Annotated in this window: 21 protein-coding genes, 2 tRNA genes and 1 other RNA gene; all 24 read left to right on the top strand. The window is 30.7% G+C overall.

The window, feature by feature from the left end; translation table 11 throughout:
* The first annotated feature begins 101 nt into the window (after positions 1–101).
* The 24 genes from yihA to coaE all read left to right on the top strand — a co-directional run bounded on the left by yihA (position 102) and on the right by coaE (position 26152).
* Positions 102–701: a ribosome biogenesis GTP-binding protein YihA/YsxC gene (yihA, locus tag C5Q98_RS03135; RefSeq protein WP_106012268.1), complete on the top strand. Its 600-nt coding sequence runs from the start codon at positions 102–104 to the stop codon at positions 699–701.
* A gap of 323 nt (positions 702–1024) precedes the next feature.
* The gene (locus C5Q98_RS03130; RefSeq protein ID WP_158695694.1) at positions 1025–3316 is read left to right on the top strand and encodes a DNA internalization-related competence protein ComEC/Rec2; all 2292 of its coding nucleotides are present in this window, start codon (positions 1025–1027) and stop codon (positions 3314–3316) included.
* Position 3317: 1 nt separating this feature from the next.
* Positions 3318–4370, top strand: a complete 1053-nt coding sequence (gene holA / locus C5Q98_RS03125) for a DNA polymerase III subunit delta (RefSeq protein ID WP_106012266.1) — start codon at positions 3318–3320, stop codon at positions 4368–4370.
* 21 nt (positions 4371–4391) lie between these two features.
* Positions 4392–4898, top strand: coding sequence for an SEC-C metal-binding domain-containing protein (locus C5Q98_RS03120; protein ID WP_106012265.1), 507 nt, complete (start codon positions 4392–4394; stop codon positions 4896–4898).
* A 14-nt stretch (positions 4899–4912) separates the two neighbouring features.
* The gene (asnS, locus tag C5Q98_RS03115; protein ID WP_106012264.1) at positions 4913–6313 is read left to right on the top strand and encodes an asparagine--tRNA ligase; all 1401 of its coding nucleotides are present in this window, start codon (positions 4913–4915) and stop codon (positions 6311–6313) included.
* Between the two features lie 117 nt (positions 6314–6430).
* Positions 6431–7141, top strand: a complete 711-nt coding sequence (gene radC / locus C5Q98_RS03110; protein WP_158695693.1) for a RadC family protein — start codon at positions 6431–6433, stop codon at positions 7139–7141.
* Between the two features lie 171 nt (positions 7142–7312).
* On the top strand, positions 7313–7702 hold the full coding sequence (locus C5Q98_RS03105) for a methylglyoxal synthase (protein ID WP_106012262.1): 390 nt from the start codon (positions 7313–7315) through the stop codon (positions 7700–7702).
* Positions 7702–8151, top strand: a complete 450-nt coding sequence (dtd, locus tag C5Q98_RS03100; protein WP_106012261.1) for a D-aminoacyl-tRNA deacylase — start codon at positions 7702–7704, stop codon at positions 8149–8151. The genes C5Q98_RS03105 and dtd overlap by 1 nt, the downstream gene beginning before the upstream one ends.
* Before the next feature lie 99 nt (positions 8152–8250).
* The gene (locus tag C5Q98_RS03095) at positions 8251–8526 is read left to right on the top strand and encodes a hypothetical protein (protein WP_106012260.1); all 276 of its coding nucleotides are present in this window, start codon (positions 8251–8253) and stop codon (positions 8524–8526) included.
* Positions 8519–10057, top strand: a complete 1539-nt coding sequence (locus C5Q98_RS03090; RefSeq protein ID WP_106012259.1) for a DUF5702 domain-containing protein — start codon at positions 8519–8521, stop codon at positions 10055–10057. Before C5Q98_RS03095 ends, C5Q98_RS03090 begins: the two co-directional genes overlap by 8 nt.
* Complete coding sequence (locus C5Q98_RS03085) at positions 10029–10961, top strand: hypothetical protein (RefSeq protein ID WP_106012258.1); 933 nt, start codon at positions 10029–10031, stop codon at positions 10959–10961. The genes C5Q98_RS03090 and C5Q98_RS03085 overlap by 29 nt, the downstream gene beginning before the upstream one ends.
* 111 nt (positions 10962–11072) lie before the next feature.
* Complete coding sequence (gene secA, locus C5Q98_RS03080) at positions 11073–13937, top strand: preprotein translocase subunit SecA (protein WP_106012257.1); 2865 nt, start codon at positions 11073–11075, stop codon at positions 13935–13937.
* A 114-nt stretch (positions 13938–14051) separates the two neighbouring features.
* Positions 14052–14428: a transfer-messenger RNA gene (gene ssrA, locus C5Q98_RS03075) on the top strand.
* Positions 14429–14649: 221 nt separating this feature from the next.
* Positions 14650–14725, top strand: a tRNA-Ala gene (locus tag C5Q98_RS03070).
* Between the two features lie 57 nt (positions 14726–14782).
* Positions 14783–14857, top strand: a tRNA-Thr gene (locus tag C5Q98_RS03065).
* 192 nt (positions 14858–15049) lie between these two features.
* Positions 15050–16822, top strand: a complete 1773-nt coding sequence (locus C5Q98_RS03060) for a Na/Pi cotransporter family protein (RefSeq protein ID WP_106012256.1) — start codon at positions 15050–15052, stop codon at positions 16820–16822.
* Positions 16823–16917: 95 nt separating this feature from the next.
* On the top strand, positions 16918–17856 hold the full coding sequence (locus C5Q98_RS03055) for a magnesium transporter CorA family protein (RefSeq protein ID WP_106012255.1): 939 nt from the start codon (positions 16918–16920) through the stop codon (positions 17854–17856).
* Positions 17857–17883: 27 nt separating this feature from the next.
* Positions 17884–18615: a glycosyltransferase family 2 protein gene (locus C5Q98_RS03050; RefSeq protein WP_106012254.1), complete on the top strand. Its 732-nt coding sequence runs from the start codon at positions 17884–17886 to the stop codon at positions 18613–18615.
* A 42-nt stretch (positions 18616–18657) separates the two neighbouring features.
* Entirely contained in the window at positions 18658–19356 is a 699-nt protein-coding gene (locus C5Q98_RS03045) for a response regulator transcription factor (RefSeq protein WP_106012253.1), read from the top strand.
* Positions 19357–19401: 45 nt separating this feature from the next.
* Positions 19402–21264 (top strand): sensor histidine kinase, encoded by a 1863-nt coding sequence (locus C5Q98_RS03040; RefSeq protein WP_106012252.1) that lies wholly within the window; start codon positions 19402–19404, stop codon positions 21262–21264.
* Entirely contained in the window at positions 21257–21964 is a 708-nt protein-coding gene (locus C5Q98_RS03035; RefSeq protein ID WP_106012251.1) for a pseudouridine synthase, read from the top strand. The genes C5Q98_RS03040 and C5Q98_RS03035 overlap by 8 nt, the downstream gene beginning before the upstream one ends.
* Positions 21965–21999: 35 nt before the next feature.
* Complete coding sequence (locus C5Q98_RS03030; protein ID WP_106012250.1) at positions 22000–22752, top strand: RluA family pseudouridine synthase; 753 nt, start codon at positions 22000–22002, stop codon at positions 22750–22752.
* 64 nt (positions 22753–22816) lie between these two features.
* Positions 22817–25435: a DNA polymerase I gene (gene polA / locus C5Q98_RS03025; RefSeq protein ID WP_106012249.1), complete on the top strand. Its 2619-nt coding sequence runs from the start codon at positions 22817–22819 to the stop codon at positions 25433–25435.
* Positions 25436–25456: 21 nt separating this feature from the next.
* On the top strand, positions 25457–26152 hold the full coding sequence (gene coaE / locus C5Q98_RS03020; RefSeq protein ID WP_106012248.1) for a dephospho-CoA kinase: 696 nt from the start codon (positions 25457–25459) through the stop codon (positions 26150–26152).
* The last annotated feature ends 23 nt before the right edge of the window (positions 26153–26175 follow it).

Here is a 26175-nt window from a genome sequence, read left to right as displayed (position 1 = left end):
ATTAATTAATTTTTTTGCTTTATAATAATACAAAAGTTAAATGAGCAATTTATGTTTGATAAAAGACTAAAGCGATTGCAGAAGAAAAATAGGTGATATATATGAAAATTAACTTTCAAAATACAAAACATATTAAAACAGTAGGTAAAATTAAAGATGTTCCGGAGTTCGATAAAGAAGAAATTGTTTTGGCTGGAAGATCTAATGTTGGTAAGTCAAGCCTTATTAATGCACTAACTAATAGCAAAAGTTTGGCTAGAGTAAGTGCCAGTCCAGGGAAAACTAGATTAATTTTGTATTTTGATGTTGACGGGAAGTTTATTCTTACTGATTTACCAGGTTATGGATATGCAAAAGCTGATAAATCAACAGTTGGTACATTTAATGCTCTAACTGATAACTACCTTCAAAGCGAAAAAAGATTTGCTTTAGTTTTGTTCTTGCTAGATATTCGTCATAAGCCGAGCAAACAAGATGAAATGATGTTTGAGTTCTTAAATGAAATTGAACAGCCATATGTGGTTGTTCTAACCAAAGCTGATAAATTAAGTAAGAATCAAATATTTCAACAAGAGAAAATGTTTAGAAAATTATCGTATATAGGTGAAGAAGGAGCTCTCTTTACAATATCTAATACAAAAAAGGCAGGTCTACAAGATCTTAAGGACTTTATAGGCGATTATTTGTCGGATTTTGAGTAGATTTGAGTAGATTTGTAAATAATTAAAAATCAAAGACTTGATAAATTATCATTATTGAAAGTAAAAAATGACTTTCTTGTTATTAAATTGATGCTTTTTATTAGTACAAGGAATGGTGGTAATTTATGGATTCTGATTACTTTTACTTAAAGTACATAACTTTTTTTAGATTCATATCTGTTTTAAATTTTATCTGTAAGAAAGTAATTAATTTTGTATTTGAATTGAATTCTAAATTTCCATCTTTATTTATTGTCTTTAATTTAATGTTTATTGCAGAGTTAAGTCTTCAGAATAATTATATAAATTTCTTTTATATAGGATTGATTTATTTAATTTCCTTTTATTTAAATAAAGATAGTAGCTTAAGATTCAGGATTATAATTTTTGCTCTGTATAGTTTTGTTTTCATTTATATTATTTTTTCTAAACAGACTCAATTTAAACTTTTAAGAGGTTTAAATGATGATGTTCATTTATTTAAGGATTACTTTCAATATGAAATTTTAGTTGATAGATATGAACTGGATTTAATAAATAATAGGATTAAAGGTTTTGGTACTATTGTTTCAGGGAAGTATAGAGGATTAAATATATATTTTAAGCTTAATACAATCAGAGATATAGAAGCAGGGACAGTTCTAAAAGTTTTTGCCAAAGCTAATTTTATTAATTTTGAAACTGTACCAGGTGCTTTTGATGAATCTAGATGGTTAGCTCAATCAGGAACTTATTACAGTCTGGAAATAAACCCTCTCCTTAACTGGGAAGTTTTAGAGTATAAGCAAGGAAAGTATTTTTTATTAAGATATGTCTATAAAATACGTTATTTTATTACAAATAGATTGGCTGAGTACTCTGGAATTGAAGCTGGTGGGTTAAATGCTGCCATCTTGTATGGAGATTCTGCATTTCTCACCAAAGAAAATAAAAATATATTTAGTAATTTAGGTTTAAGTCATGTTTTAGTTGCTTCAGGTTCTAATGTTGCAATAATACTTAATTCTGGGAAAAGTATTAACTCTAAGTTTATAAAAAACTACAAAGCAAGATCAAGAATTAATATGTTAATACTACTTTTTTATTTGTTTATCTCATTAGGTGATACTTCTATTACTAGAGCAATAATTATGAAAATCTTAGAACTAGTAAATAAAAATAAGAATAATAAAATAAATCCAATAAATTTTTTGTGTTTTTCAATAATATTGATGGCAATTTTTAATCCATTCTCATTACTGAATTTAGGACTAAAACTTTCATTTATGGCATGTTTAGCTGTATATACTTTTGATCCGTTTTTAAAATTTATAAAAAAATCTACTAAAGAAAAAGATGAAAATAATTTGAGAAAATTAGCTATGAAATTCCTAGAATACATATTATTTTATATCTATATTCAAATGTTTCTGCTGATCTTATTATGGAAACCGGGTTATAAAATATCATTTATTAAAATTTTTTCTAATGTGTTTTTCCTGCCTATATTTGAGCTTATTTTAATTTGGTCATGTTTATTTTTGAGTTTAATCTATTTATATATACCAGCTACAGTTATAGGCTTTGTTTTAAAGTTTTGCTTTGAGAGTTTACTGCTTTTATTTAACTACATATTGAAGTGGGAAATTACTATGAATTTAAGTTCTACTCTAATTTTATTTTTGGGTTTTAGTTTGGGATTTAATATAGTTAGAAAAGTATTAATATCTAGAGAAAGTGCTTTTTACCACAATTTAATAAACAAATACATTTATGTAGTAATTTTAGTGATTATTTTATTGTTTAATGCATTTATTGACTATAGAAAAAGCGGGATATACTTCGTAGATGTAGGGCAGGGAGATGCAAGCGTTATTAGAACTTCAGGGAAAAATATTTTAATTGACACGGGAAAAGAAAATAAATTTAATAACTTAAACTTATTATTAAACTACATAGAAATAAGGTCTATAGATTATGTGATAATAACCCATTTCGATTCTGATCATTCAGGAGGAATATATAAGCTTTTAGAAAACTATGATGTTAAAAATATAATACTAAGTGCAGTAATTAAAGATGATAAAGATGTTCAAGTATTACAAAAATTTATTAAAGAAAATTCTTTTAATACGAAAACTAGTTTTGTTAATGCGGATGATAAATATAGGATTAAAGATTTATTCATATATTTTGTGGGGCCTAGTAAAAATCATAATGAGAGAAATAAAGATAGTTTATGTTTTTATACTTATTTGAATAGTAAGACAGTTTTCTGGACAGGAGATATAGATTTTGAAGTAGAAGATGAATTAATAAAGCGCAATGTTTTGCATAGCGTTGAATTATTACATGTTTCTCACCATGGTTCTAAATATGGTAGCTCAGAAGAGTTTATAAAGAAATTAAATCCAAGCAAAGCAGTTTTAAGTGCAGGTATAAACAATAAATATGGACATCCAACTCCTGAAGTTATTGATAGATTAAAAAAATACTCAACTGAAGTATATAGAACTGATACTATGGGAACTATTTTTATGCCAAAAGATTGGAATAAGGACGCAAGGAAATTATGCGAAAGCAAATACTTACCAATTAATTATGATAAAATAATTATTAGTGCTAAGGGAGGATGAAATGGCTAGGGGATCTGGAGATGTTTTTTTTACTTATAGTCAAATGGTTCAATCCATAAAATCTATGGATTTGGCTAATTTTTATCTTTTCTTTGGTGAGGAAGATTTTTTGCTTGAATATACAATTGATCTATTGAAGACTAAAATTCTCGCTCCTGGAACAGAACAATTAGATTTTAAATTCATAGATTGTAAATCTAGTCCGGATAACTTGAATATAGATGAATTAATCTCTGAAATAAATACACCTAGTTTTATGAGTGAACGTAGAATTATCTTAATTAGAAATAGTAATTTGGTAACAGCATCTGGCAAATCACTTCAAGATAAATTTGATGGAATTTTCTCAGTATTAAATCCAAATACATTAGTTATATTCAGAGAGGATAAATTCGAGAAAAGATACAAAAAGATTATTAATGCGATTAAAGAGCATGGTGAGATTGTAGAGTTTAAAAAGCAGGATCTGAACACTTTGATGAACTGGGGCGCTGCAATACTTAGGAAGAATGATATAAAAATCACAAGAGATGCTCTAGAAAACTTAATTGGCCGTTGTGAGTCAGAAATGCATGTTATTAAAAATGAATTAGAAAAAATTACTTTAATATGCTTAAATCAAGGGATTAATGCTGTTAATTTGGATTTGATAAATAAAATAGCCTTACCTGATTTAAGAGGAAGTATTTTTGATTTAACAGATGCAATAGCTGAGAGTAGAGTAGATAAGGCACTTTCTATATACGGAATAATGTTAGAGCAAAAATTTAGTCCTGTTTTCATACTATTTATGATCGCAAGGCAATTTAGACAATTGTATACAGCTAAAGCCAGCTCAAATATCAATGAATTAATGAGTAAACTTGGAGTAACGAATTTTGTTGCACGTAAGTTAAATAGTCAAAAATCGTATTTTTCGTTAGAAGAAATTGAGAGTATTTATTTACTTATTTGTGAGATGGATTATAATGTAAAAACTGGTCAAATTGATCAAGAATCTAGTATAGAAATGTTAATACTAGAAGTAGCAAATTTTAGAAAAACAAATAATTAAAAAGATGGAGAGTGAAAAATTATGAGTTATTTTTCAGAATGGAATCAAAAGATAGAAGATAATCACGATGAGAAAAAATACAATGATTTTGTCAAAAAGTATTATGAAACTGAGCAAAATGCTTATGATCTAATTTTAAAATCACATCCTGAGAATCTTTTAAAAGGAAAAGCTAAAGATATTGCAGAATCATTAGGTTATGCAGCAGATGAAATGATCTTGTTCGTTGGCTTCCTAGAAGGTATTAATCCTTCCTTAAAAGAAGAAATTGATTTGGATAAAGTTGATGAAGATACTGAGTTAGACTTAGAAGTTGACTTTGAAACTTTATTGTATAAGATGCATGAAGCTCAAGCTCCTTGGCTTTTTGATTTAAATTCATGGGAAAATGTATTTGATGCAGAGAAGAAAGAAGCAATTGGTCATCAATATAGAGTTGATAATATTGCAGTTAGCGATAAAATTGGTAGAAATGAACCATGCTTCTGTGGAAGCGGTAAAAAATACAAGAAGTGTCACGGTAAATAAGTTTGGAGGAAATAATGTCAGATCAAAAAATTACAATCAGAGAGCTTTATAGTGATCCTGAAAAATATGCTGGCCAAGTAATTACAGTAGATGGTTGGGCAAGACAATTAAGGATTCAGAAGAAATTTGGTTTTATCCAAATTAATGATGGAACTTATTTTAAAAATCTGCAAATCGTAGTTGAAAGTGAAAAATCTGACAATTATGATGAAATCAAAAGCCAAAATATATCTACAGCTTTTGAGATTACTGGTGAATTAGTACTTACTCCAGAAGCAAAACAACCATTTGAATTAAAAGCTGATGTTGTCAAAATTATTGGCGAAAGTACTTCAGAATATCCACTACAACCTAAGAGTCATACTCCAGAATTTTTACGTTCTATAGCTCACTTGAGACCTAGAAGTAATTTATTTTCTGCAGTATTTAGAATTAGATCCGAAGCAGCTTTTGCAATACATGAGTTCTTTAATCAACAAGGTTTTATGTATGTACATACACCTATTATCACAAGTAGTGATGCAGAAGGTGCAGGTGATATGTTTAGAGTTACAACACTTGATCCTAAGAATCCACCTTTAACTGAAGATGGTGATGTTGATTTTAGTGAAGACTTTTTCGGTAAAGCAAGCTTTTTAACAGTTAGTGGACAGCTTAATGGTGAAGCCTTTGCCCAAGCGTATAGAAATATCTATACCTTTGGCCCTACTTTTAGATCAGAGCATTCAAATACGCAAAGACATGCAGCAGAGTTTTGGATGATAGAACCTGAAATTGCATTTGCTGGTATTAATGAAGCTATGGACTTGGCTGAAGCAATGTTGAAACATATCATTAATCACACTCTTGATAGATGTAGAGCGGAGTTAGAATTCTTAAATGAAACTGTTTATGATGGCTTAATTGATCGTTTAGAAAAAGTTGCAAAATCAGATTTTGCAAAAGTAACTTATACAGATGCTATAAAAATATTACAAGAGTCTGGTAAAAAATTCGAATTCCCAGTAGAGTGGGGTTCTGACCTACAAACTGAACATGAAAGATATTTAACTGAAGTTTATTTCCAAGGCCCAGTATTTGTCACTGATTATCCTAAGGATATAAAAGCGTTTTACATGCATATTAATCCTGACGGTAAGACTGTTGCAGCGTTTGACTGTTTAGTACCTGAAATAGGTGAAATTATTGGTGGTAGCCAACGTGAAGAGCGCTATGATGTCTTGGTCAATGAGATTGAAGCAAGAGGAATGAATATAGATAACTATGATTGGTATCTTGACTTAAGAAAATATGGTTCAACCCCTCATGCTGGTTATGGATTAGGTTTTGAGAGAATCATTATGTACTTGACTGGAGTAAGTAACATAAGAGATGTAATACCTTTCCCTAGAACAACAGGTAATGCTGAATTCTAGAAAGAAGAATCTTTTTTCTTAACTTTGTAAAGTTTTGTAAATATTTGTAAAAGTTTAAGATTACTATTATTAATAAAAATGATTAAAATCACTTCTAAAAATAGGAGTGATTTTTTTATGAAATATAGAATGGATATGAAATCTTTGCCAAGCAGTGAAAGACCGTACGAGAGATTTCATAAATTAGGACCAGAAGCTTTAACTGATAGTGAATTAATAGCAATACTAATTGGAAGTGGTAGCCAGGGGAAAAATGCAGTTCAAACGGCAAATGAAATAATTGCTAGATATACTACAAATGGTAGGCTTGAATCTTTGCAGAGAGCATCTGTAGAAGAATTAATTCAAATTAAGGGTATTGGTGTTAACAAAGCTATTAGGATTTTAGCGGCTTTTGAATTGGCGAATAGGTCAAATCTTGAACCTTTACCCGATAAATTAGACTGCTCAAACCCAAGTGATATAGTTAAATATTTTGGCCCCAAAATGGAGAATTTAGAACGTGAAGAATTAAGAGCTTTATTTTTGGACAGAAAGAATATTCTAATTAAAGATAAAGTAATTTCTACTGGTGGTTTAAGTTCAACTGTAGTTTATCCAAGGGATGTTTTTAAAGAAGCTTTAAAAGCAAATGCAGCTTGTCTGATTTTAATACATAATCATCCATCAGGTAATCCAACCCCATCTAATGATGATTTGAAAACAACAAAAGTTTTTGTTGAAGCTTCCAAGATTTTAGGTGTAAAGTTTCATGATCATATAATTATAGGAAAAGAAAAATTTATTAGTTTAGCCTCAGAAGATCTACATAATCATATCTTTTTTTAGCTTGTACAAACTCAACAATAATCATTCTTGCAAATTGGGTAAAATGGCATTGTTGTACTCTAGGACTTGTATATACCAAATCTAATTGATAAAATAAAATGCAGTTTTATAACATTTTAAATTTGAACGTATTATGAGTATTTGTGCAAATTTAAGTTGAAGGAGTGGGAAATGAAAATAGTGTTATTAGCGGAGAATAGAAAAGTTGATCTCTTAACTAATTTTTGCATAGCATACAAAAATCTTTTGAAAAAACATGAATTAATATCCTTAGGACACATTGCACCAAGTTTAGAAAGATTATCTGGTTTGAGCATTAGTGGTATCGCAACTGATGTCAATGCAAGTATAAATTATATGGCAGCTAGAGCTGGATATAATGAAATTGATGCAGTTATTTTCTTAAAAGATCCAGCAAGTGATAGTTACGATAGAAGTAATATTTTAATGCAAGCCTGTGATCAGAATAATATTCCTTATGCTAGCAACTTAGCTACAGCTGAGATTCTTGTATTAGCAATTGATAGAGGCGATTTAGACTGGAGAGAGTTGGTTAAATAATGCGCGCTGTAATTCAACGAGTTAGTGAAGCAAGTGTAACTGTAGATGAACAGGTCATTTCAGAAATTAAACAGGGTTTTCTAGTATTATTAGGTGTAAATGAAGATGACACTGAAGATGATATGAAGTGGATTGCCAAAAAGATCTCTGGAATGCGTATTTTTTCTGATTCTGAAGGGAAAATGAATTTGAATTTGGAACAAGTTGAAGGTGAAATCTTACTTGTTTCGCAATTTACCTTATACGCTGATACTAAGAGAGGTAATAGACCAGGATTTAGTAGAGCTGCAGGTTTTGATCTCGGTAATAAGCTATACGAAGCAACAGCTCTTGAATTACAAAACTATGGTTTAACTGTCAAAACTGGTGAATATGGTGCCGATATGCAAGTATCATTAATTAATGATGGGCCAGTAACTATAATTTTAGATTCACTAGAAAAATCTTAAATCCATTTGTCTTTATAACAAATTTTGTGTTATTTTTTGACTAATTGTAGATAAAGAATTATTTGCCTCCTGTTTTAATAAAAGCAGGAGGTGATTTTTATGTCAGAAATTTTTGAATCAACATTAATAATACCAATCATTTTTTATCTAATTGTATTCTCTATAATTCAATTTCCTTTGGAATTTTATCGTATGTATTACATTTCTAACTCATATTTAGATATGCATATTGATCAGAAACATATTTATAAAATTAAAGATAAAAATAATCAGAAATTAATAGAAGTAAACCCTCAGTATTTACTGGAACTGGTACATAGCGTTGATGATGCTTACCAAGAGTTAATAGAGAGGAATGGTATTAATAATGAATAATATTAGTTTTATAAATTATGTGAAAAAGATGTTCATTAAAAATAAAGACGCCAGTATTTCTATAATGGCTGCAATTTTGATTCCAGCTATAATGTTTATGAGTCTAGGTATTGCGGATGCTTGTAAAATAATAAATGAACAGTTGAAAATTGATAGAGTAATGAAATTATACGGTGATTTTCAGCTTTCTAATTATGATAGAGAATTATTCGAAAGGTATGGTTTATTTGGTTTTGAAGAAAATGACCAATTAGATTATATAATTAACGAAAATTTCAAAAGTGAAAATGTATTACAAGAAATTAGCTCAAATGCTACTAATAATATATATGAGCCTGAGATGCTAAAAACTCAAATCAATAGTTTTTCTACTACGAGAGTTCCTATTAGAGTTTTTAATGAAATAAAAAATCGACTAGAGGAAATATCCTCAGATAATAAGTTATTTTCTTTTGATGGTCTTAAAGAAAGTGTAAAGAAAATTCAGGAAGCTATAGGTAAGATAGGATTGGGGCAAGCAGATAAAGAAATTGAATCAAGCAATTTAAAGACGCTCAGCAAAATTCCGAGTGAAAATATTGATAAGAAGTTCAATAAACTTAGTCATTTTGAATATTATATAAGAACCAATAATGATAAGAGTATTAATTTAGAAGAATCTCATAATAATGACATATCTGAAACAGAAGCAACAGGAAATTGGAGAGAATTTCTTAAATCTTTATCAAAAGCCAAAAGTATAGATAAGGAAATTAATGAAAGTAGTAATAAGAAATCTGAAAGTGGGTTTTTAATCTCACTAATAGAAAATATAGAAAAAATTCATGAATTAAGTAAAAAAGATTTTGTTGCACCTATAGATAAACTTATTTTACTAGAATACACAGTCAATCAATTTAATTCTCATGTTAGAGGTCCTGACACTGTAAATTCTAAGTTCATAACTTTAACTGGACAAGATATGTCTAAGTTGGACTTTAATCAGACACATGAAGCAGAGCAGATTCTTTTAGCAGTAGAGAATAAATATATTGCTATGGGAATTATTAACACATTTATATACTCAACTAGAGTTTTAAGTAATTACTTTTCTATTAACAATGATGTTGCAAAAATGAGCACTAAAAGAGCTATAGCAAGTGGAATAAGTGCTGCAATTGCTTTTTTTACCTTAGGGCTAGTTATTATCGATGCGGAAAGCATTACACAAGTTTTAGTTTTGTTAGAGTCAATAACAAATGCATTTGCTGATCTTAAACAGATTAAAGCAGGAGAAAAAATTGCTTTAGTTGGAAATAGCGATTCTAATATTTTAAATATTAAAATTGACTATATTGATTACTTAAGATTTCTTGGCCTATTTAGAGGTATTAACAAACAATATTTTGTTATGTCAAAAATGATTAAATCTAATTTGAGCAAAGATTACTATACCGAAATTAATTTTACTTGTGAGTATAGTAATAAATTTTGGTCTTATATAAAGAAAAGTGAGAGTAGATATGAATTCCAAGAAATGCTTCAGAAATGATAAGGCTGCTATAAGTATAGAGGCAGCTATTGTAATACCTACACTGCTTATATTTATCGGGATTATATATTTGTATATCTTTAGTATTAGAGTCGACTTAATTTACCAGGAGGCTGGATATTCATCAGTAAGAGAGTTGGAATTGTTGTTGAGTTTGTCTGAGCAGAAAGATATAAAAAATGATTATGCTAATGACTATAAAGAAAAACTAAAAAAGTTTTTTGAAAATAAAATTAGTGCTAAAGCTTTGAATTTGAGGCAACATTATTGGTTGGGGAAAAATATAAACCCTAAGCTAGGTAATTATTTTATCAGAGATGAGTATTATCAATTAAGTAGAGATGAATTAAAAGGTCTAGAATATGAGTTTTCTTATACTAGTCCTAAGATATTAGGAGCGAAGACATATAAATATAAACTTCCAATTCCATATTGGGGTGGATTGAAAATTAACAGCTTGGAATTAGATGAGCAAAAGGATGAAAAAAATGAGAAAAGTATATGGTCCGAACATAACTTTAAAAGAGGTAATTATTTTAGAAAAAAGTATGGGGCGAATCTTCCACATTCATATCCCGTAATAGCAAAAGTTAATGGTGATACTATAACAAGTATTATGAGCCTAGACTTAACTGCCCCAAGTTACAGAAATTTTGAAAACTTGAACAAGCAAGTGAGTTATCAAGCTAATAAGTTAAAAAGCTTTGCAGGAACTGAAAATTGGGGAAGAGAAAAAATCAGCATTAATGTGAAAAATATAAAAAATCGAGTGTTATTAATTATAATTCCAGAAAACTCTGACGCTAGTTCTAAGATTTATTTAAAAAGTATTAAAGTGAAATTGGACCAAGCTGGATTTACAATAAAGATAGTAGAAGACGGAGTTAGCGAAAAGTTTGAATAAGTATTTCTCTATTAGTGATAAAATAAAATGAATGTTATAATACAGTACGAAAAATAATGGGAATATTATATTGAGAACTAAGATAAGTAAAATCAAAGGGGAAAATTTTTAATGGGTTTATTTGAAAAAATATTTGGTACCTATAGTGAACGTGAAATTAAAAGAATACGACCTATTGTAAAGAATATTTTAGATTTAGAAGACGAATTTTCTAAGATGTCAGAAGCTGAATTAAAAGGCATGACAGCGAAGTTAAAAGCTAGATTAGCTAATGGTGAGACTCTTGACGATATTTTACCAGAAGCATTTGCAACTGTAAGAGAAGCGTCATGGCGTGTTTTAGATATGAAACATTATCCAGTTCAATTAATTGGTGGAATTGTATTACATCAAGGTAGAATTGCAGAAATGAAGACTGGTGAAGGTAAGACACTTGTTGCTACTTCTCCAGTTTACTTAAATGCTTTGGCAGGCAAAGGTGTCCATGTAGTTACGGTTAACGATTACCTAGCTAAACGTGATAGTGAGTGGATGGGTAAAGTTTATGAATATTTAGGCTTAACAGTTGGACTTATAGTACCAGGTTTAGATAAAGAGCAAAGAAGAAAATCATATGCTGCAGATATCACTTATGGTACAAATAATGAATTTGGATTTGATTACCTAAGAGATAACATGGTTACTTATAAAGAACAATTAGTTCAACGAGAGCTACATTATGCTATTGTTGACGAGGTTGACTCCATTCTTATCGATGAAGCTAGAACACCATTAATTATTTCTGGGGCAGGTGAAAATTCAAGTGAAATGTATGGTCAAGCTGATGCCTTTGTAAGGACTTTAGATCCATATGTAGTAGCAGAAATGGATAGCAAGGAATCTGTAGATGAAATTGCTGGTGATTCTGATTATATAGTTGATGAGAAAGCAAAGACAGCTGTCTTAACTTCAAATGGTGTTGCTAAGGCAGAAAGATATTTCAACATAGACAACCTTTCTGACGAGTCTAATTTTGATTTGCAACATTATATAAATAATGCTTTAAAAGCTCATGGAACCATGCATAAGGATGAGCAATACATAGTTAAAGACAATGAGATTGTAATTGTTGATGACTTTACAGGTCGTTTAATGGATGGTAGACGTTACTCTGATGGTTTGCACCAAGCTATTGAAGCAAAAGAAGGGGTTAAGGTTAATAGAGAAAGTAAGACTTTAGCAACCATTACATTCCAAAATTACTTCAGAATGTATACCAAACTTTCTGGTATGACTGGTACAGCTTTAACAGAAGAAGATGAATTTAGAAGTATTTATAATTTGGATGTTATTGAGATTCCTACTAATAAAGATGTTGTACGTGATGATCAGGCTGATGCTGTATATAAATCAGAGTCAGGAAAGTTGAACGCAGTTGTTAATGAAGTTAAAGAAGCTCAAGCGAAAGGTCAACCTGTTCTAGTAGGTACAGTATCAGTTGAGAATTCTGAAATTATTAGCAAGTTATTCTCTAGAAATGGTATTAAACATAATGTACTTAACGCTAAGCAACATGCACGAGAGGCTGAAATTATTGCTCAGGCTGGTAGATTAGGTTCCGTTACTATTGCTACGAATATGGCTGGTAGAGGTACTGACATTTTGCTAGGTGGTAACCCTGAGTACTTAGCTAGACAAGAAATGCGTGAAGAAGGTTATGATGATGAGTTAATAGAAGCATCAACAGCATATAATGATACTGATGATGAAAATATATTGGCTGCTCGTAAAAAATTCCAAGAACTATATTCTAAATTTAAGGTCCATACTGATGCAGAAAAACAAAAGGTTGTTGAAGCTGGAGGTCTTTATGTTATTGGTACAGAGAGACACGAATCTAGACGTATAGATAATCAGTTAAGAGGTCGTTCAGGACGTCAAGGAGACCCAGGAAGTAGTAAATTTTATCTATCACTTGATGACGATTTAATGAGACAATTCGGTGGTGATAGAATGTTAGGAATGTTTAACAGTCTAGGTGTTGATGAAGATACAGAGATTCAACATAGAATGTTAACTAATGCTATTAGCTCAGCTCAGAAAAAAGTTGAGGGTAGAAACTTTGGTATTAGAAAAAATGTTCTTGAATATGATGACGTTATGAACCAACAACGTGAAGTCATTTACAAAGAAAGAAGACAAGTTCTTGAAGGACATGATTTACAAGATGTTTTTGAATCATATATTAATAGTTCCATAGAGAAAATTTTTAATGACTTCCTTATTGCTCATGAACACACAGATAAAAGTTCAATGGATTTAGTTGGTTTCTTAACACAATTACGTGACATAACAGGTGAATTAAGTGTTTATAAAGATCTAGAAGAAAGAGTAGCTGAAGGAGAAAGCTTCAATAATATACTTGCAGATGTTCAAGAAGCAGCGATTGAAAAATATAGAAATCGTGAGCGTGAACTAGGCGGCGCAGACTTTATGCGTGAAGCTGAAAGAGTTGTACTACTAAGAACAGTTGATTCTAAGTGGATGGATCATATTGATAACATGGACAGATTAAAGAGTGCTATTAGCATGAGATCTGTTGCTCAACATAACCCAGTACAAGAGTATCGTAGAGAGGGTTATGAAATGTTTGTTGAAATGAATGAAGCTATTGCTAGAGACTGTGCTAAGTTAATCTTGAGAGCTGAGTTTGTCAGCAATCAAAAACCTGAACGTAAAGAAAACGAAGAGGTTGAAGGTGCCACAGTTGAACAAGCAAAACCAATGAGTCCGGAAGAGCAACAAGCAAAATTAGAAGAGCTTAGAAGACGTCAGGAGATGGCTGCTCGTGAACTAAGAAAAGCTGAAGCTAAACGAGGAGAAGAACAATCTAAAGATCAAAGCTCTGAACCCATAGAAAAAGAGATTAGAGCAGGTAGGAATGAACCTTGTCCTTGTGGAAGTGGTAAAAAATATAAACAATGTCACGGAAGATAAGAGTGCTATGTTTTAAAACAAGTTAATAAATAACTGTGGTGGGTTAAATTAAACATTATTAATGAAAATTACTGCCACAGTTATTTTTTTGTGTTATTATTCTATAACAGTCATGGGGATGTACAGGTTTCGACAGGGCTGTAGAAGCTAGTTTAGCGAGTAGAGGATGCCAGTTGGCCTCTTTAATCATCTGGCAAAATTGTAATTGCAAATAACGATTACGCTTTAGCTGCAGCTTAATTTTATAGCAGCGCACAACCTAGGTTATCTGTGACCTAGCCACTGTGAGGTTAACAGACCTTACCTGTTAGAGGTTAAACAGGGACCGCTTAGGTTTAAGCTTTGCGACCTAAGTGTACTTATGAAGCTACCGGAGTGCCAGCCTGTCAGTTGGCACGGTACAAGGGGAATACTTCATAAACTGACTGCACTCGGAGAAGAGCTAGTGGAAATAGTTTTGGACGCGAGTTCAATTCTCGCCATCTCCACCAACCAATCAACCTTGTAACCTTTATGGGTTGCAGGGTTTTCTTTTTAATACTAAAACCAAAACAAAATCGTACTAAAAATATACTGAAACCTACTAAAATCGTACTAGTTTAAGAAATATAAAAGAAGTATTTAATAGAAAACTTAAAAAAATAGCCTCAAATAAATGCTAATTTATTAAGTAGACTTTTAGTAACAGAATAAGTATAATAGCAATAGTTAAGGGGGCGTAGCTCAGCTGGGAGAGCGCTTGAATGGCATTCAAGAGGTCGTGAGTTCGAGCCTCATCGTCTCCACCAAATCAGCCTACAGAAGCATTTGCTGCGTAGGCTTTTATTTTTAACAAAATAATCTTTGCCACAATAGCTCAGGGGTAGAGCAACTCCCTCGTAAAGAGTAGGTCGTGGGTTCGATTCCCATTTGTGGCTCCAGTTTAGAGCTCACAATCATTATTATGTTGGTGAGCTTTTATAAAATAATAGTTTTATGATATGTATAGTATTTTTCAGATATGTCTTTATTTTTCTGTGTTTATACGTTAAAATTCTAACCGTTAACAATATTTTAATTAGAATGTAACTTTAATTTAAAATTAAATATAAAATATAAACATTGAGGTAAATATGGATATTTATAGTGTACTTGACCTTTTAGGTGGGCTGGCCTTATTTCTATTTGGTTTAAATGTAATGGGAAATGGCTTGCAAAATGCTTCAAGTGGGCAATTGGAAAATATTTTAGGTAAATTAACTTCAAATAAATTCAAAGGTGTTTTCCTTGGTATTGTTGTTACCACAGTAGTTCAATCTTCCTCCGCTGTTACTATTATGTTAGTTGCTCTCGTTAACTCAGGAGTGATGAAACTTAAACAAACTGTTCCAGTTATTATGGGTGCAAACATAGGTACTACTATAACTGCCTGGATCTTAAGTTTGAGTGGATTGGATGGGGATAGTTTTATCGTTCAAATCCTCAAACCATCTACCTTTACACCTATACTTGCAATAATCGCAGTTATTATGCTATCTACAGCGAAAACTGAAAGAAAGAAGGCTATTGCTAATACCATATTAGGATTCTCAGTTATTATGTTTGGTATGAGTGCTATGAGTGCTTCAATGTCTGGACTGCAAGGTAACCCTAACTTTACGAGAGCTTTCACTATTTTCACAAATCCTGTCCTAGGAATAATTGTAGGTGCAGTAGTAACTGCAATTGTTCAATCTTCGTCAGCATCTATAGGTATTTTGCAAGCATTAAGTACTACTGGAGAAATTACATTCGCTTCAACATTCCCAATTATTATGGGTCAAAATATAGGTACCTGTATTACTGCAATGCTTGCTGCTATTGGAAGTAAGAAAAATGCAAAAAGAGTTTCAGTTATTCATCTAACTTTTAATATATTAGGTACAATTATTTTTGTTAGTTTATTTTATGTAATAGATTTTCTCTGGCCTTTCTCATTTATGGGAGATAAAGTAACAGAGTTCTCTATTGCTATGGTTCACACAATATTTAACTTATTCACAACATTGATTTTATTACCATTTACTAAACAATTAGTTGAATTTTCTAGGATTATTATTCCATCAGACGCAGATACTAATAGCACCGGTCAAGATAGTACAATAAAGACTTTGAATTTATTGGATCCATTGTTCTTAGAGCAACCTCACTTAGCATTAAATAGATCTTATGAAGTTTTGGTAAAAATGATGGAATATTCTGATAAAGCTCTGAAATTAAGTTTTGAACTTTTTGATGATTATACAGATGAGAAATTCTTAGATATTGAAGAACTAGAGCAAAGTGTTGATAGATTCGAAGATGCTTTGAAGAATTATACATCTCAATTACTTGTTAAAGAGCTTAATGAAGATGATAGTCAAAGATTAACTTTAGTATTTAACGGTATGAATGATGTCGAAAGAATTTGTGATCATGCCATGAATTTTGCGAATACTGTTAAAGCTAGTGCAGATAAGTCGAGAGAGTTTTCTAAGGATGCTAGAGAAGACCTACATTTATATTTCTCTGCAGTTCAAGATATTGTTGATAGAACATATAAGAGTTTGGGAGATCAGAATTCAACATTTGTAGAAACAATACCGCCTCTTGAAGAACATATTAATAATCTAGATAAACATATGGTTAAAAAACATATTAAACGTATGAAAAAAGGTAAATGTAAGGTCAAGAATGGTATTGCAATTACCGATGTATTTAATGGTTTAGAAAGAGTCTCAGATCACTGTAACAACATTTCACTATATATATTACAGTTAGATACTGATAATAATAGGACTCATGATTTTGAAAATAATATTGATAAAAATTCTGAAATGTATAAAACAACATTAGCTGAATTTGAAAAAGTTTATCCACTTGTATAATTACTGTAACATTTAGTCTATCATTAAATCTTCCTAACGCAGATATGAAAATATTTTATATAATAGAATTATTCGAACTATGTTAGGGGGAAGAGATGATAGACTTTTATATTACTCGAGATAAAGAACTTGTTAAGCTAAATGAATTTGAAAATGGTGCTTGGATAAATGTAGTAGATCCAAGTGCTGAAGAGAAAGCTTTGTTAATAGATAGATTTAATGTGGATCCTACTATTTTAGAAGATGCTCTTGATCCTGAGGAATCTCCACGTTATGAATATGAAGATGAAGATACTTTTATAATAATTAATGTCCCAATTAAGAGTAAAGATGATGATGAGTTTTATGAAACTATACCTTTAGCTATCTTTCATTTTAAGAACTATATCATTACAGTATGTATTAGTGAAGATACTGTTTTGGAGAAGTTTTTAAAGGGCAAAACTAATAAAAGTAAAGATTTTTATACGCAGTATAAAACTCGATTCATCTTACAAATATTACAAAATACTTCAAATGAGTATTTAAGAAACCTTAAAATTCTTGAAAAGTTGAGTGATAGGATTACGACAAATGTTAAGGACTCAATTGAAAATAAAGAATTACTTAGTTTGTTAAAAATTGAAAAATCATTAGTCTACTTTGCAACATCTTTGAGAGGTAATGAGAAGGTTCTTGAGAGACTTTTACGTCATCACCTTATAAAAAACTACCCAGAAGATTCAGACTTACTTGAAGATGTAATTACTGATAACAAGCAGGCTTTAGAAATGACAAGTCTCTATACTGACATTTTATCTAGTACAATGGAGACTTATGCTTCAATTATCTCTAATAATCAGAATGATGCGATGAAGATTTTGACATCAATCACTTTTGTAATGTCAATTCCAACTATAGTTAGTGGTATTTGGGGTATGAATGTTTGGGTACCTATGCAAGATAAACCTTTTGGATTCTTAATTATAATGGCCGTAATAGTGTTGTTAACAGTTTTGGTAGCCTATCTTTTGCGAAAACTAAGGATGTTATAATTTTACTTATAACTGAAAAGGTGAAATATGTTAAAAGAAGATACACTTTATATCGTAATGCCAGCTTATAATGAAGCAAAAAATTTACCTGAATTAATTTCAGAGTGGTATCCATGGACTGAAACTTCAAAGGATTCAAGAATTTTAATTGTTAATGATGGTAGTAAGGATGACACAATTTCAGTTTTGACTGAACTAAAAAAATACTACCCAAAGCTAATTTTCATTAACAAGAAAAATTCTGGTCATGGTCCTAGTGTAACTTTCGCCTATAAAGAAGCATTAAATGCAGGTGCAGATTTCATTTTTCAGACCGATTCTGATTGTCAAACTAGAGCTAAGGATTTTAATGTTTTTTGGGATAATCGTAATAAATATGATGTGCAATTAGGTTATCGTTTTGATAGAAAAGATGGATTGTCAAGAAAGTTTGTTAGTTCAATATTAAGTAAAGTCGTATGGATTCTTTTCAAAGAAAATATTAAAGATGCGAATGTGCCTTTTAGACTTTATAACAAACATGCTCTAGAAAAAATTATTCAATATATTCCTGATGACTTTTTATTAAGTAATGTTTTATGTTCAATTATTGGTGAAAAATTAGAGGATAACAAAGAATTAACTATGACAAGGCATAAGATAGATTTCTTTGAACGCCAGCTCGGTAAGAACTCAATTAACTTTAAAAGTACGTTCAAGTTTGCAAGAAAATTTATTAGTCAAAGTCTTAAATGGAAAAAAGTATTTTGTAATAAATGATATGTATAATATTTGTAGCAATTAAATTTCAAGGGGGCTTATATGGACGAGAAAATTATATTAATAGCTGATGATGATCCAATAGTTCATGAATCTTTGGGCTTATATCTAAAAAATGAGGGTTATAGTTATGACTCAGTTTATGATGGTCAGTCTGTCTTGGATAAATTTAATGCCAGAGATTATAAGTTGATAATCTTAGACCTAATGATGCCAGAAATTTCAGGTATAGATGTCTGTAGAGAGATTAGAAAGTCTTCAAATGTACCTATAATAATGTTAACTGCTAAAGGTGATGAAATTGATAGGATTATTGGCCTTGAATTAGGTGCAGATGATTACATTGTTAAACCATTTAGTCCTAGAGAAGTTATCGCTAGAGTAAAAGCTATAACTAGAAGAATTGATTCTACAGATTCTGTAGTACAACATTTATTAGAATTTCCTGATCTTAGAATTGATCTTGATACATATGAAGTTGAAGTTGAAGGAATGAAAATTCCATTTACTCCTAAGGAAGTAGAGGTTCTGTATTTTTTAGCATCTCATCCAGGAAAAGTAATGACAAGAGGAACTATTCTTAATAGTGTTTGGGGTGAAGATTATTATGGTGATAGTAGGACCATAGATACTCATATCAAACAAATTAGACAAAAAATTGGATACAGCTCACATTGGTCACTAGTTACTGTTTATGGAATAGGTTATAAATTTGAAGCTGAGAAAAATAGAAATAAATAAACTAACTTTATGAATTTCAGCTAAGCTTAGAGAATACAAGATAATATGAGGAAGATAAACTTTAGGAAACGTTTTTATAATAGTGATTTTGCTAGTAAAATTGTGTTAGCTTTGATGCTAGCGTTAATTTTAACTGCCTTAATTACTTTAGGAATTTTCTCATATACTGCAAGCATAATTTATACTCAAAATACGACAAACGAAAATAAAAAGAATGCTGCCTATCTCGCTGAAATAAATGCTACTCGTTATGCGGGCGAAATAGATCAAGTTACTTACGATAAATTCATGGATAACGCAAGTAATCTTTTGGACTCGGTTATTATAGTTTATATGTATAGAGAGAATTATTTTGATATAAACTATACTTCAGATATTAATAATCTACCTGCTAATTATATAACAGATGCCAAAGCCTCTATCGAAGAATACAACGTAGAGATAATGAGTCAGAAGATAACATCTTTCATTAAAGAAATAGGTACAAATAAGAATAAAAATCTATTTGTCGGATACCCCATAGTTGCCATAGATAGTTATAGTAAAGCTAGCGTAACTATTGGCTCTGTCTATATTATTACTGATTTAAGCAATTCAGATAATCAATTAACCAGTCTTAACTTATCACTTATTTTAGCAAGCTCATTAACATTCTTATTAATTTTATTTCCACTTTTATATTTACTCAGGAAATTAATTCAACCTTTAATAACGACCAGAGATATAGCATATGCTATGAGTAAAGGTGATTATTCCAATAGGGTAAAAGTAAAAACAATGGATGAGGTTGGTGAATTGGCAACAGCTATCAATGAGTTAGCTGACGATCTTGATGAAACTTTGTCGAAACTAGATGATGAAAAAAATAGACTGCAAAAACTTATTAACTCTTTGAGTGAAGGAATTTTAGCAGTAGATGCTGATATGAAATTAATGCATATTAATCCTGCATTGTTCGAACTTTTTAATCTTGAGAACTTTAGCGATGTAGAAGCAATGAAAAAAATCATTAAGGATTGCTCACTAGAAGAAGATATTATACAAGTTATTAGATCTGGAACAAGTAGAGTGCATAAAGTACAGCATCGAGATAAAGTTATTCAAATTCAATTAGATGGAATGATTGGTGAAAATATTGAAAGTAATGGTGCAGTTGCTCTATTTAGAGATATTAGTGAAATTGAAGCTCTGGAAAAAACAAGAAAAGAATATATATCTAATGTTTCTCATGAACTCAGAACACCTTTAACAGCAATTAGAGGATTAATAGAGCCTATAAATGATGGTTTAGTACAAGATAAAGTGGTTAAGACTAAATATTATAAAATAATCCTAGAAGAAACTATGCGTCTTAGCAGATTAATAGATGACATGTTAGCATTGTCCGGCTTACAAAGTGGTCAATTAAACTTTGAGCCTGAGAGAATTAATCTTCATGAATTATTATTAGAGATTAAATATAAATATGAAATTCAAATGCTTAACAAAGGCATAGATTTTAATATTCCTAAGAAGAGTGTAGTTTTACCTGATGTCTATGTAAACAAGGACAGATTGGAACAAGTTATTGTTATAATTCTAGATAATGCAATGAAATATACTAAAGAGTTTGGCCGAATAAGTATTGATTTTATCGATGATAAGAAAAAAGCAAATTCTATAGTTATGAAGATTTCTGATAATGGTAGTGGTATATCTGAAACTGATATTAATCATATATTTAGTAGATTTTATAAGAGTAATAAATCTAGGGGCAGAAGCGAAGGTACTGGACTAGGTTTATCAATTGCCAAAGAATTGCTCGAGATAATGGGTGAGAGAATTTGGGTAGAGAGCAAAGTAGGAGAAGGTAGTAGCTTCTATGTGACCTTAAGAACTTATGACTTGGAGGACGAAGTAAATGAGTGAAGATAAGTTAATTAGATTAAATAAATATATAGCATCCCAAGGGGTATGTTCAAGGAGAGAAGCTGATAAACTTATAGAAACAGGTCAGGTGAAAGTTAATGGCAAGATTGCGGGACTTGGCGACAGAATTTCTACTAATGATGAAGTTGTAGTTAATGGGAAGAATATTTCAAACAATGATATAGATAATATTTATATAGCTTTTAATAAACCTAAGGGTATTGTGTGCACAAGTTCAAAAAAAGAAGGCAAAAATATTATTGATTATATTAATTATCCTGAGAGAATTTTCCCAGTAGGACGCTTAGATAAAGATTCTGAAGGGCTAATTTTATTAACTAATGATGGATCAATCGTTAATAAGATGATGCGTAGTTCTCAAAATAAAGAAAAAGAATATTTGGTTAAAGTTGATAAAAAGATTAATCCTGAATTTAAAGAAAAGATGGAATCTGGAGTTTATATACTGAATCAAGTTACTAAACCAGCTAAATTTGTTCAAGTAAATGAAAATGAATTTAAATTAACTATTACTCAAGGTCTGAACAGACAAATTAGAAGAATGTGTGAAAGCTTGGGGTATAATGTTATAGAGCTTAAACGACTAAGAATTATGAATATTGATCTAGGTAATTTAAAAACAGGTGAGTGGAGATATATCAAAAAGAAGGAACTTAAACAGTTACTTTCACTGTTGTAATTTTGGTATGACTGTTGTTAGAAAGGCAGGCTGAATTGGAAGATTTCGAAAGTTTAATTATTTATGAAGATAACCATTTATTAGTTATTACCAAACCTGCAGGTGTTTTGTCACAAGAAGACTCTAGTGGGGATCAAGATATTCTTACACTTGCAAAAGAATTTATAAAAAAACGTGACAAGAAGCCTTTCAATGTTTACTTAGGTTTAGTGCATAGATTAGATAGAAACACTGGTGGAGTAATGTGTTTTGCTAAAACATCTAAAGCAGCTAAAAGGTTGAATGAACAGATTAGAAATCATAGTTGGCAAAAACATTATCTAACAATGACAGAAAAAACAAATAAAAACGATACACTCCCAATTGATTCACAGGGATGGTTAAAGTTGGAAGATTTCTTGGATAAAAATCGTGAGTTAAATATGAATCTAATTGATAATAAAAATAAATCTAAAAATTCAAAAAAGGCAGAACTTTATACAAGATTTTTGGCTAAATCCAAATTAAATAATAGAGAAATAATTTTGCGTGAAAATAAACTTATTACTGGAAGAAGTCATCAAATAAGAGTCCAGTTAGCTAGTAGAGGCGAGAAGATTTTAGGTGATTATAAATATGGTGCAAGTCATGACTTAAACTTACCACCTTTTTTCTTAGGGCTTTGGGCATATAAACTAAGCTTAGAACATCCAATTAAGAAAGAGGATATGACTTTTATTAGTTTACCTAAACCGGAAGGACCTTGGATAGAATTTGCTGAGTATTTTACGAAATTAAAAGATATTTAATTTAAGCTACAGCTTTTTTTATTTGTTGAAGAAATTAAGAATTATTAAGAGAAAGTAGGCAAACATGAACAAAATTTTATTAGTAGATGGACACTCAATAGCATATAGAGCATTTTATGGACAAGCTAGATCTGGACAGTTAACCGCTCCAGATGGGACTCCTACAGGAGCAGTATATACTTTTATAAATATGCTATTAAGGTTTATAGATCAAGTAGAGCCTACTCATATTGCTGTTTTATTTGATACTTCAGATCCTACATTTAGGACGGGGGCTTACGCTGCATACAAGGCTAATCGTAGCCAAATGCCGGATGATTTAATTGTACAAATGCCACTGATTACTAAAATTCTAGAAGCAATGAATATTAAGGTTATTTCTAAGTCAGGGTATGAAGCTGATGATTTAATTGGTACTTTGTCTCTTAAATTTGCGGATGAGAACAATCATGTTTATATACTAAGTGGCGATAGAGATGACTTACAATTATTGAGCGATAATATTAGTCAAATTTACCCTGGTCAAAGAGGTAAAACTACCATATATACACCTGAAAAAGTCAAAGAAGATTATGGAATTGAAGTAAGTCAAATTGTTGACATGAAAGCTCTTATGGGAGATAGTTCTGATAATATTCCTGGTGTTAAAGGTATTGGTGAAAAAACTGCAATTAAATTGTTGCAGGAGTACCCTAGTCTTGACGAAATATATATTAATTTAGAATCTATAAAAGGCTCAAATCAAAAAAAATTAGATAGTGGAAAAGAAGTTGCATATTTATCTTATGATTTAGCGAAAATTGATAGAGATGTAGAAATCGATTGTGATCTAGATCATATTATCAAGCAAAATCCAAACAAAGAAGAGTTAAGTGATATTTTTATTAAACTAGGTTTTTCCTCTTTGGTTAGTAAATTCAATTTAAAGGATATTGTTCAGTCAAAGATTGATCTTACAAGACAGGATGTTAGAGTTTTTGAACTAAGCCAAGATCAATTGTTAGAGCAATTTAAGAATAAAGATTTTGCGATATTAAATCTAGTGAAAAACAAGAATAGTGAGACCTATACTGTAAGTTTAAATAATTCTGTTGATAGTGTTTTTGTAGCGTCTTTATTAAAAGATGAAGTTCGAGATCTAATTTTAAGCTTTGCGAATCATGACACTTTATTAGTAACTTATGATTGGAAAAAAATATTTAAAGAATTCAATGTGTTCTTATCAAATAAGATTGTAGATTTATCCATTTTAGCCTATTTATTAAATTATGAAGTTGATGGTAAAAGTGAAAGCGAGATTTTCTCTACAGTTATGAATAGGGAAATATTACTTGGCAATGTTGTAGAATCTAAACTTGATAAATTAAAACTAGATAAATCAACTTTAGATATCGTAAGTCTAGCTTCAGAAAGCCTAGAGTTATATGAGAATTTAAACAAAGATTGCAATGAGAAAAATCTTATTGAGTTAGCAGAAAAGATTGAGTTCCCATTAATATCAGTTCTAGCCAGAATGGAAGTGCTTGGTGTAAAAGTCGAAGCAGATATTCTAAGAAAACTTGGTGATGAGTTTGAAAAAACAGCAGAAGGGCTTGCCGAAAAAATTTATGCTGAAGCGAATTATAAATTCAATATAAATTCATCTAAACAATTGGCTGAAGTTCTATATGAGAAAATGGGTATAGTAAGCAGTAAGAAAACTCCAAGTGGTGCTTATTCTACAGCAGCTGATGTGTTAGAAGATTTAGCAGTAGCTAACCCTATAGTAAGCGATGTATTAAATTATAGAAAAGTTACTAAGTTACAATCAACATTCACTGATGGTTTGTTAAAAGAAATTGCTGAAGATGGTAGAATTCATTCTATTTTTCACCAGAAGTTAACTACAACTGGTAGATTAAGCAGTTCTAATCCTAACCTGCAAAATATTCCTACCAGAGATGAAGAGGGTAGGAAAATTAGGAAAGCTTTTGTCCCTAAACCAGGTTATAAATTTATAGATGCTGACTATAGCCAAATAGAGTTACGATTATTGGCTGAATTATCTGGTGATGAAACTTTATTAAATTATTTCAAAAATGATAAAGATATTCATACCGAAACTGCAGCCAATATATTTAATATTCCAGCAGAACAAGTAACCCACTTGCAAAGATCAATGGCTAAAACTGTTAATTTTAGTATTATTTATGGGATTTCAGCATTTAGCTTGTCCAAAGATTTAAAAATATCTGTGAAAGCGGCTAATGAGTATATTGATGCTTATTATGAATTGTTTAGTGAAGTTAAGCCTTACATGCAAAGTTTAATTGATTTTGCATATGAGAATGGTTATGTTGAGACATATTTCTCACGTAGACGTTACATTCCAGAGCTCAAAGAGAAAAACTTTAATAAACGTAAATTTGGTGAAAGAGCAGCGATGAATGCTCCTATACAAGGAACTGCAGCTGATATTATGAAACTGGCTATGATTAATTTATCATCAGCTATAGAAGAAGCTGATTTAGATGCCGAAATTTTAATTCAAGTCCATGACGAAGTGCTCATAGAAGTAAAAGAGGAAGATGTAGAATCTTGCCAAAAATTAGTTAAAGAAGTATTAGAGTCTGTTGTTGATTTTAAAGTTCCTTTAAAAGCCGATGTTCAAATTGGTGAAAACTGGTATGAGAGTAAAGATTAAAAACCAAGAAGAAGGATAATTATGTTTGTTTTAGGTATTAGTGGTGGAATAGGTAGTGGTAAAAGCACAGTCGCTGACATATTGAGAGCTCATGGCTTGGAAGTTTTAGATGCGGATAAAATTTCTCATGAAGTAACAAAAGCTGGGGGTTCAGCATTATCTGATATTATAGATATTTTTGGCCCTGAATTTATAGACGAAAATGGCGCACTAGATAGAGCTAAAATGGCGGATATAGTTTTTAAAGATAGTAAAAGCTTGGACTTATTAAGCTTAATAGTTCATAGAAAAGTTTTTAGTGAAATGGATTATAAGCGTAGATTGCTCAAAGAAGCAAAAGTCAAAGCTGTTGCTATGGATGTTCCTGTACCAGCCAAAGAGGGTTTCCTAGACAAGTGTGATCAAGTGTGGATTGTAAGCTCCGATGATGAATTAAGAATTGAGCGATTAGAGAAAAGAGGAATACATCGCGATGATGCCATTCGTAGAATTAGTATTCAGTTATCTCAGGAAGAATATGCAAGTTTGGGCGATATAGTCATTGAAAATAATGGTGATATCAGAAGTCTAGAAACTAAAGTAATAGAGCTTATCAAATCAGAGCTTATTTCAAGAGGTATAGATCTTTCCTTGGATTACGATTACTGCAATAGCCTGGAAAGAGAAAATACTGAAAATTTAAATGAAATAGATAATTCAAATAATTTAGATGATTAAAGTAAAGGAAATTAAAGATTGAA

Origin of the sequence: Fastidiosipila sanguinis (assembly GCF_002998295.1) — a bacterium.
In the GTDB taxonomy this organism is placed as follows: Bacteria; Bacillota; Clostridia; order Saccharofermentanales; family Fastidiosipilaceae; genus Fastidiosipila; species Fastidiosipila sanguinis.
The sequence above is the reverse complement of the archived record's forward strand: the minus strand, read 5'-3'. Positions and strand labels throughout refer to the sequence as shown.